Annotated in this window: 14 protein-coding genes; 5 read left to right on the top strand and 9 right to left on the bottom strand. The window is 67.6% G+C overall.

Annotated elements, in window-relative coordinates:
* Positions 1 to 204 precede the first annotated feature (204 nt).
* A complete protein-coding gene (locus ACNQR1_RS10135; protein WP_418050332.1) occupies positions 205 to 1,221 on the top strand; it encodes an MPT63 family protein in 1,017 nt (338 codons plus the stop codon).
* A 255-nt stretch (positions 1,222 to 1,476) separates the two neighbouring features.
* Here ACNQR1_RS10135 and ACNQR1_RS10130 read toward each other — a convergent pair whose 3' ends face one another.
* From ACNQR1_RS10130 to ACNQR1_RS10110, 5 genes are all read right to left on the bottom strand, one after another.
* Positions 1,477 to 2,421, bottom strand: coding sequence for an exopolyphosphatase (locus ACNQR1_RS10130; protein ID WP_418045730.1), 945 nt, complete (start codon positions 2,419 to 2,421; stop codon positions 1,477 to 1,479).
* Positions 2,412 to 2,903, bottom strand: coding sequence for a DUF501 domain-containing protein (locus tag ACNQR1_RS10125; RefSeq protein WP_418045728.1), 492 nt, complete (start codon positions 2,901 to 2,903; stop codon positions 2,412 to 2,414). The genes ACNQR1_RS10130 and ACNQR1_RS10125 overlap by 10 nt, the downstream gene beginning before the upstream one ends.
* A complete protein-coding gene (locus ACNQR1_RS10120) occupies positions 2,896 to 3,588 on the bottom strand; it encodes an FtsB family cell division protein (RefSeq protein ID WP_418045726.1) in 693 nt (230 codons plus the stop codon). The genes ACNQR1_RS10125 and ACNQR1_RS10120 overlap by 8 nt, the downstream gene beginning before the upstream one ends.
* Positions 3,589 to 3,615: 27 nt before the next feature.
* Positions 3,616 to 4,899: a phosphopyruvate hydratase gene (gene eno, locus ACNQR1_RS10115; RefSeq protein WP_044520038.1), complete on the bottom strand. Its 1,284-nt coding sequence runs from the start codon at positions 4,897 to 4,899 to the stop codon at positions 3,616 to 3,618.
* Between the two features lie 84 nt (positions 4,900 to 4,983).
* A complete protein-coding gene (locus tag ACNQR1_RS10110) occupies positions 4,984 to 5,715 on the bottom strand; it encodes a lytic transglycosylase domain-containing protein (protein WP_418045724.1) in 732 nt (243 codons plus the stop codon).
* 208 nt (positions 5,716 to 5,923) lie between these two features.
* Here ACNQR1_RS10110 and efeU point away from each other — a divergent pair, with 208 nt between their 5' ends.
* From efeU to efeB, 3 genes are read left to right on the top strand one after another with little or no spacing between them, the layout of a single operon-like run.
* Positions 5,924 to 6,871: an iron uptake transporter permease EfeU gene (gene efeU / locus ACNQR1_RS10105; protein ID WP_418045722.1), complete on the top strand. Its 948-nt coding sequence runs from the start codon at positions 5,924 to 5,926 to the stop codon at positions 6,869 to 6,871.
* Positions 6,868 to 8,040, top strand: a complete 1,173-nt coding sequence (gene efeO / locus ACNQR1_RS10100; RefSeq protein WP_418045719.1) for an iron uptake system protein EfeO — start codon at positions 6,868 to 6,870, stop codon at positions 8,038 to 8,040. Before efeU ends, efeO begins: the two co-directional genes overlap by 4 nt.
* A complete protein-coding gene (efeB, locus tag ACNQR1_RS10095) occupies positions 8,021 to 9,352 on the top strand; it encodes an iron uptake transporter deferrochelatase/peroxidase subunit (protein ID WP_418045717.1) in 1,332 nt (443 codons plus the stop codon). The genes efeO and efeB overlap by 20 nt, the downstream gene beginning before the upstream one ends.
* Before the next feature lie 99 nt (positions 9,353 to 9,451).
* On the opposite strand, the gene ACNQR1_RS10090 is transcribed toward efeB, so the two are convergent.
* The 4 genes from ACNQR1_RS10090 to mfd all read right to left on the bottom strand — a co-directional run bounded on the left by ACNQR1_RS10090 (position 9,452) and on the right by mfd (position 16,172).
* On the bottom strand, positions 9,452 to 10,261 hold the full coding sequence (locus ACNQR1_RS10090) for a tat pathway signal sequence (protein ID WP_418050331.1): 810 nt from the start codon (positions 10,259 to 10,261) through the stop codon (positions 9,452 to 9,454).
* A 202-nt stretch (positions 10,262 to 10,463) separates the two neighbouring features.
* Positions 10,464 to 11,537: a nucleoside triphosphate pyrophosphohydrolase gene (locus ACNQR1_RS10085; RefSeq protein ID WP_418045715.1), complete on the bottom strand. Its 1,074-nt coding sequence runs from the start codon at positions 11,535 to 11,537 to the stop codon at positions 10,464 to 10,466.
* Between the two features lie 180 nt (positions 11,538 to 11,717).
* The gene (locus tag ACNQR1_RS10080) at positions 11,718 to 12,263 is read right to left on the bottom strand and encodes a hypothetical protein (protein WP_418045713.1); all 546 of its coding nucleotides are present in this window, start codon (positions 12,261 to 12,263) and stop codon (positions 11,718 to 11,720) included.
* Between the two features lie 288 nt (positions 12,264 to 12,551).
* On the bottom strand, positions 12,552 to 16,172 hold the full coding sequence (gene mfd / locus ACNQR1_RS10075) for a transcription-repair coupling factor (protein WP_418045711.1): 3,621 nt from the start codon (positions 16,170 to 16,172) through the stop codon (positions 12,552 to 12,554).
* Positions 16,173 to 16,240: 68 nt separating this feature from the next.
* Between mfd and ACNQR1_RS10070 the strand changes: the two genes are divergently transcribed.
* Positions 16,241 to 16,810 carry a hypothetical protein gene (locus ACNQR1_RS10070; protein ID WP_418045709.1) on the top strand — a complete coding sequence of 190 codons (570 nt, stop codon included), beginning with the start codon at positions 16,241 to 16,243 and terminating at the stop codon, positions 16,808 to 16,810.
* The last annotated feature ends 80 nt before the right edge of the window (positions 16,811 to 16,890 follow it).

The following is a 16,890-nucleotide window of genomic DNA, read 5'->3' as shown; positions in this document are numbered from 1 at the left end:
AGGCTCCGATGGCAGAAACTGCGAACTGGTGTTCCTAACCGTCCTCTTAAGCTGCTAACTTCCCATGAAGTGGGTGTCCCACTGCCGGGGGGCCTGCCAACTCTTTTGGACCAGTCAGGAGTGAATGCCTTGAAGACGACGAATATCAGTACGGCCTTTGCCGGAGCGGCCATTGCCGCTGCGGCGATCGTCGCCGGCGCCCCGATGGCGCTCGCCGACGCCGACACCAGTGCCGTCACCACCGCTTCGCTCGGCGGCCAGGGCAAGCTGGACGGCGGCACCCAGGTGTGGACCGTGACCGACCTCAAGCCCAGCACCGACACCATCAACTACGCGCCGCACGGCACCCTGTGGGAGGTCACTGCGACCAACGAGGCTCTCCAGGGCTCGGTGACGCCGATCGTCTCCAACTTCAACATCCGCGCAGCCGACGGCCAGAACTACCGTGCGCTGTTCCAGGTGCCCAGCACCCAGGGCGTCAACCCCGCCACCCTCGCCCAGGGGCAGAAGACCAGCGGCAAGATCTACTTCGACGTGACCGGTGACCAGCCGACCTCCGTCGTCTACAACGCAGGCGGCAACGACGTCCTGGTGTGGAACAAGACCGCTGCGCCCGCCGCAGCCCCGGCCGCCGCCGGCGCGCCGAAGCGTCCGGCTCCCGCCGCTGCACCGGCTGCCGCCACCCCCGCCGCTCCGGCTGCAACCCCGGCCGCTCCGGCCGCTCTGTCCCCGGCCGCCCCTGCCGCCGTGACCCCCGGCGCTCCGGCTGCACCGGCAGGCACCGGCGCAGGTAGCCGCGCGGCGGACCTGCCCGCCGCCACCCCGGCTCCGGGCGCACCGGCCGCAACCCCGGCCGGCACCGAAGCGGTTCCGGCCGCTCCGGCACCGGGCGCACCGGCCGCCGAGTCGACCCCGGTCGCGCACGGCACCCCGGTCGCCGAGGGTGTCCCGGCACCGGCCGCCGCAGGCGCCGGCAACGCCGCCACCGCGGTTCCGCCGGCCGAGGGCGTGCCCGCCGAGGGTGCCCCCGCTCCCGCCGCCGCTCCGGGCGCTCCGGCGGCTCCGGCTGCTCCGGGTGCACCTGCTGCTCCGGCAGCTCCCGCCCCGGGCGCACCGGCCACCGAGCCGGCACTGGTTCCGGCCGGAACCCAGCCGGTCGTCACCACGCCCGCCCCGGCCCCCGCGGTCGCTCCGGCGAGCAACCACGGGACTGCGTCCTGATCTAGGTAGTCACGGCAACGGCCGGACGCGGGCAACCGCGTTCGGCCGTTGTTTTTTTGTGTGGGGTCCCGCGGCTCGCCGGCCCCGCTTTCTACCCCACGGCTGTCGATCGCGCGGTTTGGCGACCCTGCGGTAGAAAGCGACGAACGGCGGCCACACATGCACTCGCCGTTTTCTGCAACCGGGTTGCTCCGACGACGAGATCGCAACCCCAGGGTAGAAATCGGCGGGCAGAGAGCCCTTTGCGAGGACGGGTCAGGCGATCGACAGCGCGATGCCGTCGAGAATGTCGTGCTCGCTGACCACCAGTTCACCGATGCCGGCCCGCTGCTCGAGCACGGCCGCCAGCTCCTCGACGATGATGGCGCCTCCGCCGATCACATCGGCACGGCCGGCATGCATGGGCCCGAGAGCCAGGCGCTCGGCCTTGGTCATCCCGATCAGCTGCTCACATACCCCGAGCAGCTCGTCGAATCCGATGCGGGACAAGTGAATTGCCTCCGGATCGTACTCGGTCATGCGCTGCGCCAGCGCCGATAGGGTCGTCATTGTCCCGGCGACGCCCACCCAGGTGCGCGCACCCTCGACCGGCACCACCCGTAGCGCCTCGGCCAGGCCGTCACGAGCCACCTCCCGAGCCTGCGCCACCTCGGCCACGGTTGGCGGATCAGAGTGCAGGCATCGTTCGGTCAGCCGCACACATCCGATATCAGCCGAGAAGCTCGCCTCAACGGCAGTACCGCCGCGCACCAGTTCGGTCGAGCCGCCACCCAGGTCGACGACCAGGAAAGGCCCTGCGGCGGGGTCGAGTTCGCCGACCGCACCGCGGAACGACAGCTCGGCCTCCTCGGTTCCGGTGATCACCTCGGCCACCGATCCGGGCACCACCTTGCCCAGCAGCCGCGCGGTCATCGCGAAGAACTCGTCGCGGTTACCGGCATCGCGTGCGGCCGAGGTCGCGACCATCCGAACGGCGGTCACCGAACTCTCGGCCATCAGGGCCACGTAGTCGGCCAATGCGGATTCGGTGCGCGCCAACGCTTCCGGAGCGAACTCGCCCGTGGCATCGACACCCTGTCCCAACCGCACGACCCGCATCTCGCGGTGCACATCGCGCAGCTGGCCGCCGACCACGTCGGCGATCAGCAGGCGAATCGAGTTGGTGCCACAATCAATTGCGCCGACCCGACTCAAACCCACACCTCACGATCCAGTATTCCGGCCATCGCCGGCTCGACGGCCAGCACCGCAAGCGCCTCATCACCAAAGGGATTGACCCCGGGACCTTTTGCCAGCGAGTGGGCCATCACCACATGCAGACATTTGACCCGGTCGGGCATGCCACCCCCGGTGAACGTCGTACCCAACGGCTCGATGGCGTCCCGCTCGGCCAGATACGACTCATGCGCCCGCAGATAGGCCGCAGCCAGTTCCTCGTCCTGTTGCAGTCTTTCGGACATCTCCCGCATCAGCCCTGAGGATTCCAGCCGGCTGGCGGCCGCCGTGAGCGCCGGATGTGTCAGGTAGTACAGCGTCGGGAACGGCGTGCCGTCAGGCAGCCTGGGCGCAGTCTTCACCACCCCGGGCTCGCCATTGGGGCAGCGGTAGGCGACCTCGAGGACACCGCGCGGTTCCCGGCCCAATTGCCGTGTCACGGCCTCGATGTCGGCGGGATCAACCATTGGGACCTCTTGGCTCGGCCGGCGGTGGTGGAACGGGAGGTGCAGGGGGCGCAGGCGGCGGGCCACCGATCGTCGGGGAAACCCCGTGCGGCTCATCGGCGATCGTGTGCCACAGCGACGTGTACCAGGGCTGCCCTGCGGGCACCGTCGACCCGGGCAGCACCGGTGTCCCCGGCTCGGACACCATGGCCCCGGGCGGCAGTTGCACCTGGTACGGGGTGTCGCCGGGCATGACGAAACCGAGGCGTTCCCTGGCCTGGGCTGCGATGAACACCGGATCGGCCAGCTTGACCTTCTGCTGCTCGAGCGCGGCGATCTGGCCGCGCAACTGTTGCTCGCTGGCCTTGAGTTGTTTCATCTCGGTGCGCTGGGCGAAGTAGGTGCGCACCGGCCCGGCGATGGTCAGCGTCAGCACACACACCACGGCGGCCAGGATCGCCGCGCGGCGGGCCGTCGACCCGAATCGCTGTTCGGACTGCAGCTCGGCCTGCTGCTGAGCTTGCACCGCAATGGCTTTGGTGACCTTTTCCTCGGCCACCGGATCAGCCTGCGCCGGACGGGATTCAGCCGCCCGGCGGCGGGGCTGTGAAACGCGCGGCCGATTCGACTCCCCGGCCTTGCCCGGCTTGCCGGGTCGGGAGGCCGGGGACCGTCGCTTCGGATCGGGCCGCTTCGCTTCGGGCATCGACGTTTTGGTGCGCAGACGCCTGCGTTACTTGGCCTCGAACCGAGGGAACGCGAGATCGCCCGCGTAGCGCGCGGCGTCGCCGAGCGCCTCCTCGATGCGCAGCAGCTGGTTGTACTTGGCCACCCGCTCGCTGCGGGCCGGGGCACCGGTCTTGATCTGACCGCTGCCGACCGCGACCGCGAGGTCGGCGATGGTGGTGTCCTCGGTCTCACCGGAGCGGTGGCTCATCATGGTGCGGTAGCCGCTGTTGTGTGCCAGCGCAACGGCGTCCAGGGTCTCGGTCAGCGTGCCGATCTGGTTGACCTTCACCAGCAGCGCGTTGGCGGCGCCACGCTCGATGCCGTCCTCCAGCCGCTCGGGGTTGGTGACGAACAGGTCGTCGCCCACCAGCTGGACCCGGTCACCGATCGCCGAGGTCAGCGCGACCCAGCCATCCCAGTCGTCCTCGGACAGCGGGTCCTCGATGGAGACCAGCGGATAGGCGTCGATCAGACCGGCGTAGAACTCCGACATCTGCTCGGCCGTGCGGGTCTCCTTCTCGAAGGCGTAACCCGAACCCTCCGTGTAGAACTCGGTGGCGGCGACATCGAGCGCCAGGGCCACATCGCTGCCGAGCTTGAACCCGGTGGTCTCGATGGCCGTCGCGATCAGGTCCAGCGCGGCCTTGGTGCCCGCGACGTCGGGGGCGAAGCCGCCCTCGTCACCGAGACCGGTCGACAGCCCCTGCTTCTTGAGCACGGACTTGAGCGCGTGGTACACCTCGGCACCCCAGCGCAGCGACTCCTTGAACGACGGCGCGCCGATCGGGGCGACCATGAACTCCTGGACATCCACCCCGGTGTCGGCGTGGGCGCCGCCGTTGAGGATGTTCATCATCGGCACCGGAAGAATGTGTGCGTTCGGGCCGCCCAGGTACCGGAACAGCGGCAGCGCCGCACTGTCGGCCGCGGCCTTGGCCACCGCGAGCGAGACACCGAGGATGGCGTTGGCGCCCAGCCGGGACTTGTCGGGCGTGCCGTCCAGATCCAGCAGCGCCTGATCGACCAGACGCTGATCGTCGGCAGCCAGGCCGATGATCGCCGGGGCGATCTCGTCGAGAACGGCCTCAACGGCCTTCTCCACGCCCTTGCCGCCGTAGCGGGATCCGCCGTCGCGCAGCTCCACCGCTTCGTGCTCGCCGGTCGACGCACCCGACGGCACCGCCGCGCGGGCGAACGTGCCGTCGGTCAGGGCCACCTCGACCTCGACCGTCGGGTTGCCACGGGAGTCGAGGATCTCGCGGGCTCCAACCTGCTCGATGATGGGCACTGGCTTCTCCTTATTGAGTCCGGCGTGTAGGGATGAGACTAGATCGTGGTCCGCGTGACGGCCCGTTTGGGCTTGTCACACGTGTCACAAGCCGTGACCGGCCGCGTAGGCCGTCGCCCAGTCCCGGACCATCCGGGCGTACTGGTCGGAGTTGTTGTAGGCCTTCAGCGCCTTCATCCAGCCTCTCGGGGTGGACAGGTCCTTGCCGTACCAGCACAGCAGGCCGGCCGCCGAGAGCGCCGCGTCATCGAAGTTGTCCGGGCTCACCACCCCGTCGTTGTTGGCATCCACGCCGAAATGCCCCCAGGTCTCCGGGATGAACTGCATCGGCCCCATGGCGCGGTCCATCAGCGGATCGCCGTCCAGCTTGCCCTTGTCGGTGTCAGGAATGCGCAGGTTGCCGGCGGTTCCGTCCAGTTGCACGCCACGGATCGGCGGGGTGACGTCGCCGTTGCGCGCGATCATCGCGCCGCGGTACGTGCCGTGATGGCTCTCGACCATGCCGATGCCGGCCAACGTGGTCCAGGCCAGTTGGCAATTCGGGTTCTCCACCTGGGCGACGCGGGCCGCGTAGGCGTAGGCCTCCAGAGCGTTGACGGGCATGCCCAGTGCGGGTGCCCGCTGCGCTGCCCACTCGTGCAGCTGATCGGCGGGCCTGCCCTTGGCGTAGGTGTCGATCGCGGGCACCGGGTCACCGGCCGGTGGTGGCACACCTTCGGGAATTGGGGTCCCCAGATGCCACGAACAGCTGGATGCCAACAGCAGCGCTGTCGCAGCAATTACGGCGACAGCCCGCAGCCAACGCACTGGCGACACCGGACTCCCTCAACCCCGCTCTATCTGATTGGCCATCGTCGCATGCGCGCCCATGAACGTGACGAGCGACGGGCCCGTGCCGGAAGAACGGCAGGTGAAGTCGGCCGGACCCACAGGCCCCCCTGCTAAGGTGAGCCACGCCTTGCTATGGCAAGGCAAGGCTACGTTTTTTTCGGTGTTTACACCCCGGTCGAACGAGGACGCTTTGATGACTGCCATCTCGGACGTTCCGACCAGCACGCTGGCCGCGTCCAACGTCACTTCGCAGGTGTTCGGCAGTGGCCTGATCGGTTTGCGGGAAGGCCTCGAAGCGGCCATCGTGGTGTCGATCCTGGTCGCGTTTCTGGTCAAGTCCGAACGCCGGGACGCGCTCAAATGGGTGTGGCTGGGCGTCGGCGCGGCGATCGCCATGACTGTCGCCGTCTTCCTGGTGATCCAGTTCGGCGAGAACACCATCAGCGGACTCGGCGCCGAAGCCATCGCGGGTATCGCCTCACTGATCGCGGTCGTCATTGTCACCACCATGGTGCTGTGGATGAAGAAGGCCTCCGCTTCGATGTCCGGCCAGCTGCGCGGCGAGATGTCGCAGGCGTTGCAGACCGGTGGGCTGGCCGTGGCGCTGCTGGCCTTCCTTGCGGTGGGCCGTGAAGGCGTGGAGACCGCGTTGTTCATGGTCGGCTACGCCGAGGCCGAGACACTGTGGCCGCTGACCGGCCTGATCATCGGTGTGCTGATCGCCGCGGCGATCGCCTACGGCATGTACGCCGGCGCGGTGCGGATCAACCTCGCCAAGTTCTTCAAGTACACCGGCATCTTCCTGATCGTGGTGGCGGCCGGAATCCTCGCCTACGGCATCAAGGCTCTGCAGACGGTGGGCTGGATTCCCGGGCTCAGCGCCAAGGCCTTCGACATGAGCGGCGCGTTCGACTGGTCTGCCTGGTACGGCGAGATCATCCAGGGCGTCTTCAACATCGACCCCACGCCGACCGTGCTGCAGTTCGGCGCATGGCTGGCCTACATCGTCGTGGTGCTGGCGCTGTTCCTGAAGCCGATCCGGACCGCGGGGGCGGCCAGTGCTGCGACTTCCCCCGAGACTTCCTCCGAGCCGACCGTCGAGCCGGAGACCTCCACAGCATCCGAAAGGTCGACCAAGTGAAGATGACCCCTGCCGTCAAGACCGGGTTCGCGGCGACCGCCGCGGTGCTGGCCGGCATCTCGATGACCGCGTGCCAGGCCAAAGAGGCCGACAGCGGCAGTGCCGGCGGGGAGGGTGCCAAGGGCTCTCAGATCACCGTCGATGCCTCCGACACCGAGTGCAAGCTGTCCGGGACCACCGCGGTGACCGGCCCCAGCACGTTCGTGGTCACCAACAGCGGCAACAAGGTCACCGAGTTCTACGTCTACGGCGAGGGCGAGCGGGTGATGGGCGAGGTGGAGAACATCTCCCCCGGGCTCAAGCGTCAGTTGATCGTGCAGCTCACCCAGCCGGGTACCTATCAGACCTCGTGCCGGCCCGGCATGGTCGGTGAGGGCATCCGCGGCAACTTCGAGGTCACCGGCGAAGCCGTGAAGATCGACACCGAGGGCAAATTCAAGGAAGCCGCCGACAACTACAAGCGCTATGTGAACAGCCAGGTCGACGCGCTGGTGCCGGCGGTCGAAGAGTTCGTCGCCGCGGTCAAGGCCAAGGACGTCGCCAAGGCCAAGGCGCTGTACCCGACCTCGCGTGTCTACTGGGAGCGCATCGAGCCGGTCGCCGAGTCCTTCCCCAACGACCTCGACCCGCGCGTCGATTTGCGGGAGGCCGACCTGGAGCCCGGCCAGAAGTGGACCGGATTCCACGCGCTGGAGAAGCAGCTGTGGGTCACCGGTCTGCAACCGGACGCCAACGCACTCGGCGACCAGCTGATCGCCGACGTCAAAGAACTCCAGGCCGGGGTCAAGGCGCCGGACTGGACCATCGACTCCACCCAGATCGCCGGTGGCGCACAGGGTCTGCTCGACGAGATCGCGATGAGCAAGATCAGCGGCGAAGAGGACATCTTCAGCCACACCGACCTGTGGGACTTCCGGGCCAACGTCGAAGGTTCACAGACCGCGGTGGCCTCGGTGCGGCCGATCCTCGACGAGCGCGACGCCGAACTGGGCAAGCGCGTGGACGCGAGATTCGCCGATGTGGAGAAGTTGCTGGAGAAGTATCGTGAAGGCGACGGATTCGTCTCCTACGACAAGGTGACCGAGCCGCAACGCCAGGAACTGTCGCGCGCCATCGACGCGCTGAGCAAAGAAGTGAGCCAGGTGCAAGGTGTCATCGCCAAGCAGTGATTCGGTAGCGGACTCAGGCGCTCCGACCCCGGACGCCGAGCAGTCCACCGGATTCTCCCGGCGCAAACTGTTCGGTGCCGCCGGGGTCACCGCGGCGGTAGTCGGTGCGGCCGGCGCAGGTGCGCTGGCCGGCCGCGCTTCAGCCGCAAGCACCCCGCATGGCGCCCTGCAGGGGCCGGTGCCCTTCCGGGGTGACCGGCAGGCAGGCATCATCACCGAGGCGCAGGACCGGATGCATTTCTGCTCCTTCGACGTCACCACCGACAACCGCGAGGACGTCGTCGCACTGCTCAAGCAGTGGACCCAGATGGCCGAGCGGATGACGCGCGGCGAGGAGACCGAGGCCGGCGGCGCCGTGGATGGCAATCCGTATGCGCCGCCGTCGGATACCGGTGAGGCGCTGGGCCTTCCGGCCTCACAGCTCACCCTGACCATCGGGTTCGGGCCGTCCTTCTTCCGCAAGGATGGCAAGGACCGCTTCGGCATCGCCGACAAGCAACCGGCCGAGCTCAAGGATCTGCCGAAGTTCCCGAACGAGACCATGGACCCGGCCCGCAGCGGGGGCGACATCTGCGTGCAGGCCTGCGCCAACGATCCGCAGGTGGCTGTCCACGCGATCCGCAACCTGGCCCGCGTCGGGTTCGGCACGGTCGCGGTGCGGTACTCGCAGCTCGGGTTCGGCCGCACCTCGTCGACCACCCGGGACCAGGCCACCCCGCGAAACCTGTTCGGGTTCAAGGACGGAACCAACAACCTCAAATCCGATCAGACGGATCTGCTCGACAAGAACGTCTGGGTGGCCGAGGGTGACGGGCCGGCCTGGATGACCGGAGGCAGCTATCTGATCACCCGGCGGATCCGGATGCGCATCGAGAACTGGGACCGCACCACGCTTCTGGAGCAGGAGCGGGTGATCGGACGGCAGAAGGGCAGCGGCGCCCCCAACGGATTGCAGCAGGAGTTCGACGAGCTCGATTTCGAGATCACCGACGGCAAGGGCAATCCGAAGATCGACGTGGACGCGCACGTGCGACTGGCCTCGGCCGAGCACCTTGGCGGCATCGAGATCCTGCGTCGCGGCTACAACTTCACCGACGGTTCGGACGGCTTCGGGCACCTGGACGCGGGCTTGTTCTTCATTGCGTTCGTCCGTAGCCCCGAGAAGCAGTTCATCCCGATGCAGCGGGAACTGGCCCGCAAGGACGCGCTCAACGAGTACATCACCCACACCGGGACGGCCGTCTTCGCGTGTCCGCCCGGGTTGCGTGACGGCGACACCTCGGGTTACTGGGGTTCGACGCTGTTCGCGTGAGGCACTGGCAATCGCGGTGCCGGCCATCTTCGTGTAGCAGTAGATTTCGTGACCGCGGCGGGCCGGCCGCGCCCGGGGCGTGCAGGGAACGCGCCGCTGTCATCCACCGAGCAGGATCTGACTGAGCCGGGTGGTGGTGGCGACGCCTTCGTCGTAGCCGCCCTGCCCGTTGAGCCCGTTCATGATCGCCAGCGTGTAGCGCTGGTTGGGCCCGGCGAAGCCGACCGAGTTCACGACCCAGCCGCCCTGTTCCTGCGACCAGCCGTTCTTGTTGCCTGGGCTCATCGACGGGCCGGCGCCCCACACACCCCACTGCTGTTCCGCGCCGACCCGTTGCATTTCGCCGACCACGGCGGAAGCATCGGCCGGATTCAGTTGAGTCAGTGTGTAGTTCATCAACCGGTCGAGGTCATTGGCGGTGGACTTCTGGAAGCCCCAGTACGGGAACATGTCACCGAATCCTGGTTGGGGCCGCAGGTCCGTCATGCCGTAGCGGGGGAAGTCGGCATTGAACGCCTTATGGTCGGCTCCGCCGTAACGGGTCCACAGTGAATCGGCCGCGTCGTTGTCGGAGTTCCGAAGCATGTTCACCATCAGCTGCCGGTCGTTGCCCGACAGTCGCAGGACTCCGGCACGTTCCCGGGTCAGCAGGTCGACCACCATGGCCAGCTTGATGGTGGAGGCGGTCCAGATCATCGTGTTCGCATTGGCATTGGCATAGCGCGTGCCCGCTGCGCGATCGCGCAGCACATAGCCGACGGTTCCCGGCCGCGACGCCAAATAGGCGTCCGCCGCAGCGATGCGCGAGCGCAGGTCACAGCCTGTGGCGGCGCATTCCGCAATAGCCTGCGGTGCAACCATTCCCAGACCGAGAACCAGGACGACGGCAGCGACCCGCAGTACCCGCATCGCCCCACCGTAGATCTTGCGGGTCCGATCCAGCGTCGCCACAGCCCGGGCACCCCGAGCCGAAACCGTGCCGTTGTCTTTTCGTGACGGAGTATCGCTGAGACCCAGTCCTCGCTCGTAACGTGGTGGCGGAAAAGCCGACTCGAATTCGCCCTGGCGTTACGCACGCGGCAGACACGACTTGGCAGCGACTCGCCGGCCGTCAGTTTGGGGGGTGATCGTCCTCGTCTGGTTCAGAATCCGACTCGCCCTGGTCAGCCGGCTCATCCTCTGCGTCGTCGTCAAACTCGTCGTCCGCATCCGGCTCGGGCTCGGGCTCGACGACCGCGCCTGGCCAGTAGGCCCGCCACTCGTCCTCGGTGATCGGCCCCAGCGGCGTCGCATCGAGTTCCTCGGGAACATCCTCGCCGCGGCGGCCGGCGGCGACATCGGACTCCACCACCCGCACGGTGTCCATGAACTCCAAAACCGCGCTGCGCAAGTCATTCTCGGCATCGGTATCCGCCGAAACCACCACGGAGGTCAGCGCCGCCGGCACCAGATCGGCGGGCAGCCCGGCCTGAGCCACCCGCGCCAGCACCTTCTGCGCCAGCGCCAGCGCCGGCTGGCCGGTGGGCACGTCGTCCATCGATGACCCGCGGGCCTTCACCTTCTGCTCCTGCGCCTTGCGCTGCTCCCATTGGGCCAGCTGCTCGTCCAGTGAAATCGATTCTCCGGCAAGCACTGCCGGCACGCGGTTGCCGAGCTTGCGGACCAGCGAATCGGCGACGTCGTCGATGTTGAACGGGTGGACGGGCGCATCTTCGGCGATGCGGGCATGGAACAGCACCTGCAGCAGCACATCGCCGAGTTCTTCGCGTAGCTCGTCGGCGTTGCCACCGCGCACCGCGTCGAAGACTTCGTAGGTCTCCTCCAGCAGATAGCGACGCAACGAATCGTGGGTCTGCTCGCTCTCCCACGGCCCGTCCGTGCGCAGCTTGTCCATCATCGCCACGGCGTCCACGAGCCGCTCCCCCGCCTGCGTCTGCGGAGCCGCGATCAACCGGTCCCCGGCTGCCAAGCGGGCCTTGACCGCAGGATGCTCCGGGTCCGAAGACAGCAGGACGAGAGCAGCTTCATCTTCCGGCGCGTCAGAGAGCCATGGACGCGCCGCAGGCAGCGACCACGGCACCTTGACGGGCATTTCCTCGGTGTACTGCACATCGCCGGTGAGCAGATCGATCGCGTCGACAGGGATCAGTGAAGGGCGGCGCGGGTCGACCAATACGACGGTCATCGGGCTCCACCCCTTCCATTTCGACGAGATTTGCTGATCTCGGTTATACCAACACTGTGCCCGACTTCGACGTACGTCGTGAGCACGGCCAACGCGGCGATTCGCCGCCACCGGGTGGCAGCCACACAGGATGGCCGCCCTGCCCGAAGGCAAGGCGGCCATCATGTCACAGGCCGTGGCTTACGACTCCGGCGGGAACTGGCCCTCCGGGACCTCCCAGTGGCCCGGTGTCTGATCGAAGAACGGGTTGGCGACGCCGTTCACCGTGGGCAGCGTCCTGAGCTGACCAGGCGGGATCCCGAAGAACGGATTCGCAACGCCGTTGATGGTCGGCGAATTCATCAGCTGACCGGGCGCGATGTTTCCGTTCGGCTGCCGGAAGAAATTGTCCAGTTCAGGGAACCGCACGGTCGGCACATTCACGTCAGGAACGTTGACGCGCGGGACGTTCACGTCAGGAACATTCACACTCGGCACATTCACATCAGGAACATTCACACTCGGCACATTCACATCAGGAACATTCACACCCGGCACATTCACATCAGGAACATTCACACTCGGCACATTCACATCAGGAACATTCACACCCGGCACGTTCACATCAGGCGCGTACACATTGGGCACGGCCGGACCGGGAATCGGAGGCGGCGGGGGCACGTTCGGAACGGCCTGCGCGAGGCCTGTACCCAGGCCGAACGCGCCGAGCCCCAGTGCACCGGCCATCGTTGTGGTTACTGCGAACTTCTTGAAGTTCATGGTCACTCCTTCGCCTTGCGTCACCGCGACGAGTCGCCGATATTGCCGGCAATCGCGTGATGTTCGGTTTGGGAAATTGCATGACCGCCCTATGGCCGACGATCTTGCCGCCTCTCCTAACAGGCGACTACGCAATACCTTGACCCCCCACCTATATGTCGGATCTGCGTACCGCAGCGTTATCAGCGCTTCGAAGATTCGGCGGGCACAGACACCCAAAAAGGCGGTGTCACCAGGCGATAAGACCGAAAAAAATTACAGGTTCGCGGTGATGTCGACGCTGCCCTCGGTCTGCCCGTTGAGCACCAGCACCAGACCGGCCACCCATCGGACAATGTCGAGGTCACGGATCCGCGGTGAGCCGATGCCGTCGCTCTCCCGCGGGATCGGCACCTGGACCACCGAGGTGGTGGCCCGGTAATGCCCGCCCGGGTACATCCGCTTGAGCCGCAACTGCGCCGAATCGGGCAGCACCACCGGTGACACCTTGACCGTCGACGCCGACACGGCACCGATCTCGGTGATGCCGTACTGCCGGCACAACAGCCGCAGTCGCGCCACCGCGACCAGACGCTTCGCGGGTTCGGGCAGCGGGCCGTAACGGTCGACGAGTTCGTCGACGACGGCCTTCACCGCGTCCTCGTCCGTCGCCGCGGCCAACCGCCGGTAGCCTTCCAGCCGCAGCCGGTCGCTGCCGATGTACTCGGGCGGCAGATGTGCGTCGACCGGCAGATCGACCCGCACCTCTTTCGGTTCCTCCGCTGTGGCAACGGTTTTCCCGTCGGCAGCGGCCCGGTAGGCCTCGACAGCCTCACCCACCAGCCGTACGTACAGATCGAAACCCACCCCGGCGACGTGGCCGGACTGCTCGGCGCCGAGCACGTTGCCTGCACCGCGGATCTCCAGATCCTTCATGGCCACGGCCATGCCCGCACCCAGCTCGTTGTTCTGCGCGATCGTGGCCAGCCGGTCGTAGGCGGTCTCGGTCAGCGGCGAATTGGGCGGATAGAGCATGTAGGCGTAGCCACGTTCGCGGCTGCGGCCGACCCGGCCACGCAGCTGATGCAGCTGCGAAAGCCCGAAGGTGTCGGCCCGCTCGACGATCAGCGTGTTGGCATTCGAGATGTCCAGGCCGGTCTCGACGATCGTGGTGCAGACCAGAATGTCGTACTCGCGGTTCCAGAAGCCCTCGACAGTCTTCTCCAGGGTCTCCTCGTTCATCTGGCCGTGCGCGACGACGACCCTGGCTTCGGGCACCATCTGACGAATCCGCGCCGCGGCCTGGTCGATCGTGCGCACCCGGTTGTGGATGTAGAACGCCTGCCCGTCCCGCAGCAGCTCACGACGCAACGCCGCGGCCACCTGCTTGTCGTCGTGCGGACCGACGTAGGTCAGCACCGGGTAGCGCTCTTCGGGCGGCGTCAGGATCGTCGACATCTCGCGGATGCCTGCCAGGCTCATCTCCAGGGTGCGCGGGATCGGGGTGGCGCTCATCGTGAGCACGTCGACGTGCGTACGCATCGACTTGATGTGCTCTTTGTGCTCGACGCCGAACCGCTGTTCCTCGTCAACGATGATGAGGCCCAAGTCTTTCCAGGTCACGCCGGTCTGCAACAGCCGGTGCGTGCCGATCACGACGTCGACCGAACCGTCCTTCATGCCCTCCATCGTGGCCCGCGACTCCGCCGGATCGGTGAATCGCGACAATCCCTTGACCGTCACCGGGAAACCCGCCATCCGGTTGGTGAAGGTCTGCAGATGCTGATCAGCCAGCAGCGTCGTCGGCACCAGCACCGCGACCTGCTTGCCGTCCTGCACGGCCTTGAACGCCGCACGAACCGCGATCTCGGTCTTGCCGTAGCCCACGTCGCCACAGATCACCCGGTCCATCGGAACCGGCTTCTCCATATCGGATTTGACCTCGGTGATCGCGGTCAACTGGTCCATCGTCTCGGTGAAACCGAACGCGTCCTCCATCTCGTTCTGCCATGGAGTGTCCGGCCCGAACGCATGCCCGGGGGCCGACTGCCGCTTGGCGTACAGCGCCACCAGCTCACTGGCGATCTCGCGAACAGCCTTGCGGGCCTTGGTTTTCGTGTTGGCCCAGTCGCTTCCGCCGAGCTTGGACAGTGACGGCGCCTCGCCACCGACGTAGCGCGACAGCTGATCCAGCGAGTCCATCGGCACGTACAGCCGGTCCGATCCGCCGCCGCGTTTGGCCGACGCGTACTCCAGCACCAGGTACTCGCGGCGGGCTCCGCCGACCACCCGCTCGGTCATCTCGACGAACTTGCCGATGCCGTGCTGGTCGTGCACCACCAGGTCACCGGCGGTCAGCGCCAGCGGGTCGACGACGTTACGCCGTTTGGCCGCAAGCTTTTTGCCCTCTGACGCCGTCACCCGGTTACCGGTCAGATCGGTCTCGGTGATGATCACGAGGTTGGCGCCGGGCAGGATCACGCCGTCGTGCAACGGTCCCTTGAGCACACCGACCACGCCGGCCTTGGGTGCCGCTCCCGGCTCCAACATCGCTGCGGGCGTGTCGGCGTCGCCGAGCTGCTCCACCACGCGGTGCGCGGTACCGGCGCCCGGGGTGACCACGGCGGCGTAGCCGCCGGTGGCGACGTGGGCGCGCAGCATCGCGAAGATCTCGTCGAGGCTCTGCTGACTGCGGGCCGACGGCGACGGCCGCAGGTCGAGTTCGGCGGCCTTGCCGTCGGGCAGCTGGCTCAGCGTCCACCACGGATGCCCGCCTGCCACGGAGTCTTCGCGCGCCTGGTCGAACGGGACGAACCCGGACGCCCCCAGTGCCTCGATGTCGATGGGGGCATCCCCGCCGACCGCAGCCGTCGACCACGAGGCCTCGAGGAATTCCTGCCCGGTCTTGATCAGGTCGGCGGCCCGGGTCCGCACCTTCTCGGGATCGCACAACAGCACCGGGGCGCCCTCGGGCAGGTGATGCGTCAGCGTCGTCGGCTGGATCGGATGCAGCAGCGGCAGGAGCGCCTCCATCCCGTCGACCGGAATGCCCTCGGCGAGCTTGGCCAGCATGTCCGGCACGCTGCCCGGCACGCTGTTGTCGTGGGTGGGGTGCTCGGCGGCGAGTACCGCGGCGCGCTCGCGCACATCGGGGGTCATCAGCAGTTCGCGGCACGGTACGGCGACCACGTTCTGCACCGGGATCTCGGGGATCGAACGCTGGTCGGCGATCGAGAACATCCGCATCTCGGAGATCTCGTCGCCCCAGAACTCGACACGCACCGGGTGCTCGGCGGTGGGCGCAAAGATGTCGAGGATGCCGCCGCGCACGGCGAACTCGCCGCGTTTGCCGACCATGTCGACTCGGGTGTAGGCCAGGTCGACCAGCCGGGCGATGACCGCCTCGAACTCGGCCTCCGCTCCGACGGTGAGGGTGACCGGCTCGGTACTCACCACGTCGGGAGCCATCGGCTGCAGTAGCGAACGCGTCGTGGTGACCACCACCCGCAGCGGCGGGCCCAGCGTCTCGTCGTCGGGATGGGCCAGCCGGCGCAGCAGCAACAGCCGGGCCGCGACGGTCTCCACGCCCGGGGACAACCGCTCGTGCGGCAGCGTCTCCCAGGACGGGAACAGCGCGACGGCGTCGCCGACGACACCGCGCAGCTCGGCGGTCAGATCGTCGGCCTCCCGGCCGGTGGCCGCGACCACCAGCAACGGGCCCTGCTGAGCCAGGCCGGCCGCCACCAGCACCCGGGCACTGGCCGGCCCGACGAGCGCGAGATCGGCGGGCCGGTCGGCGGCACGCTGAAGGACGTCCTGTAGGGACGGATCGGTCAATGCCAGCTCGACGAGACCCGCAATCGGGGTCTGGACATGGTTGTGCCCCGGTGCGGTCATGATGACGGCCATTCTACGGGGCCGGAGATTCGCCTCCATAGCGCTCTGTCGCGGGCGATCATGGAGCGATGAAGCGGTGGGCGGCGGCGCTCGTTGTGGTGCTGACGGCGGCGCTCGCGATCATCTGGCTGACCAACCGGGACACATCGCGGCCCGCGCACGAGGCCGTGCCGACGCACCTCGGGCCCGACGGCGTACCCGAGTTCGGCGCCTACCCCGCCGTCGATCCGGCGCAGTACGTCCTGCGGGAGGGACAGGGGTTTCCGGTGCAGGGGTTCCGCACCTCCGACGGGTTCGTCTGCATGACCACCCAGCACCGGGCGATGTACGCGCTGGACTGCCGCGGACCGTTCGTCGGCGCCCCCGACGATGCCAACTTCGCGCACCTGTTCAGCTACGGCACCACCAACGGCGCGATCCCGATGAGTTTCTCCCGCACCGACGAGCCGCTCAGCCCGGTCGACGGCCTCAGCGAGGACGAGGCGCCGATCCTGCCGCCCGGCCAACGCTTCGACGTCGGCAACGCCACCTGTGTCCACACCGACCAGATCCTGTTGGCCTGCCGGATGGCTGACCCGCAGAAGGGCAACGGGTTCATCGCCACGGCCACGCAGACGACGTCCTTCGGCAGGACCTGAGCCCGTCAAGATTGCCCGGCTGCGCGTCAAGGGATCGTCAAGCCCGGTGACGCGGACCCCGGCGGGGCCGACGGTGGAGT

The organism is Mycobacterium sp. 48b, from assembly GCF_048282725.1.
In the GTDB taxonomy this organism is placed as follows: domain Bacteria; phylum Actinomycetota; class Actinomycetes; order Mycobacteriales; family Mycobacteriaceae; genus Mycobacterium.
This window is presented reverse-complemented; position numbering and strand designations above follow the sequence as displayed.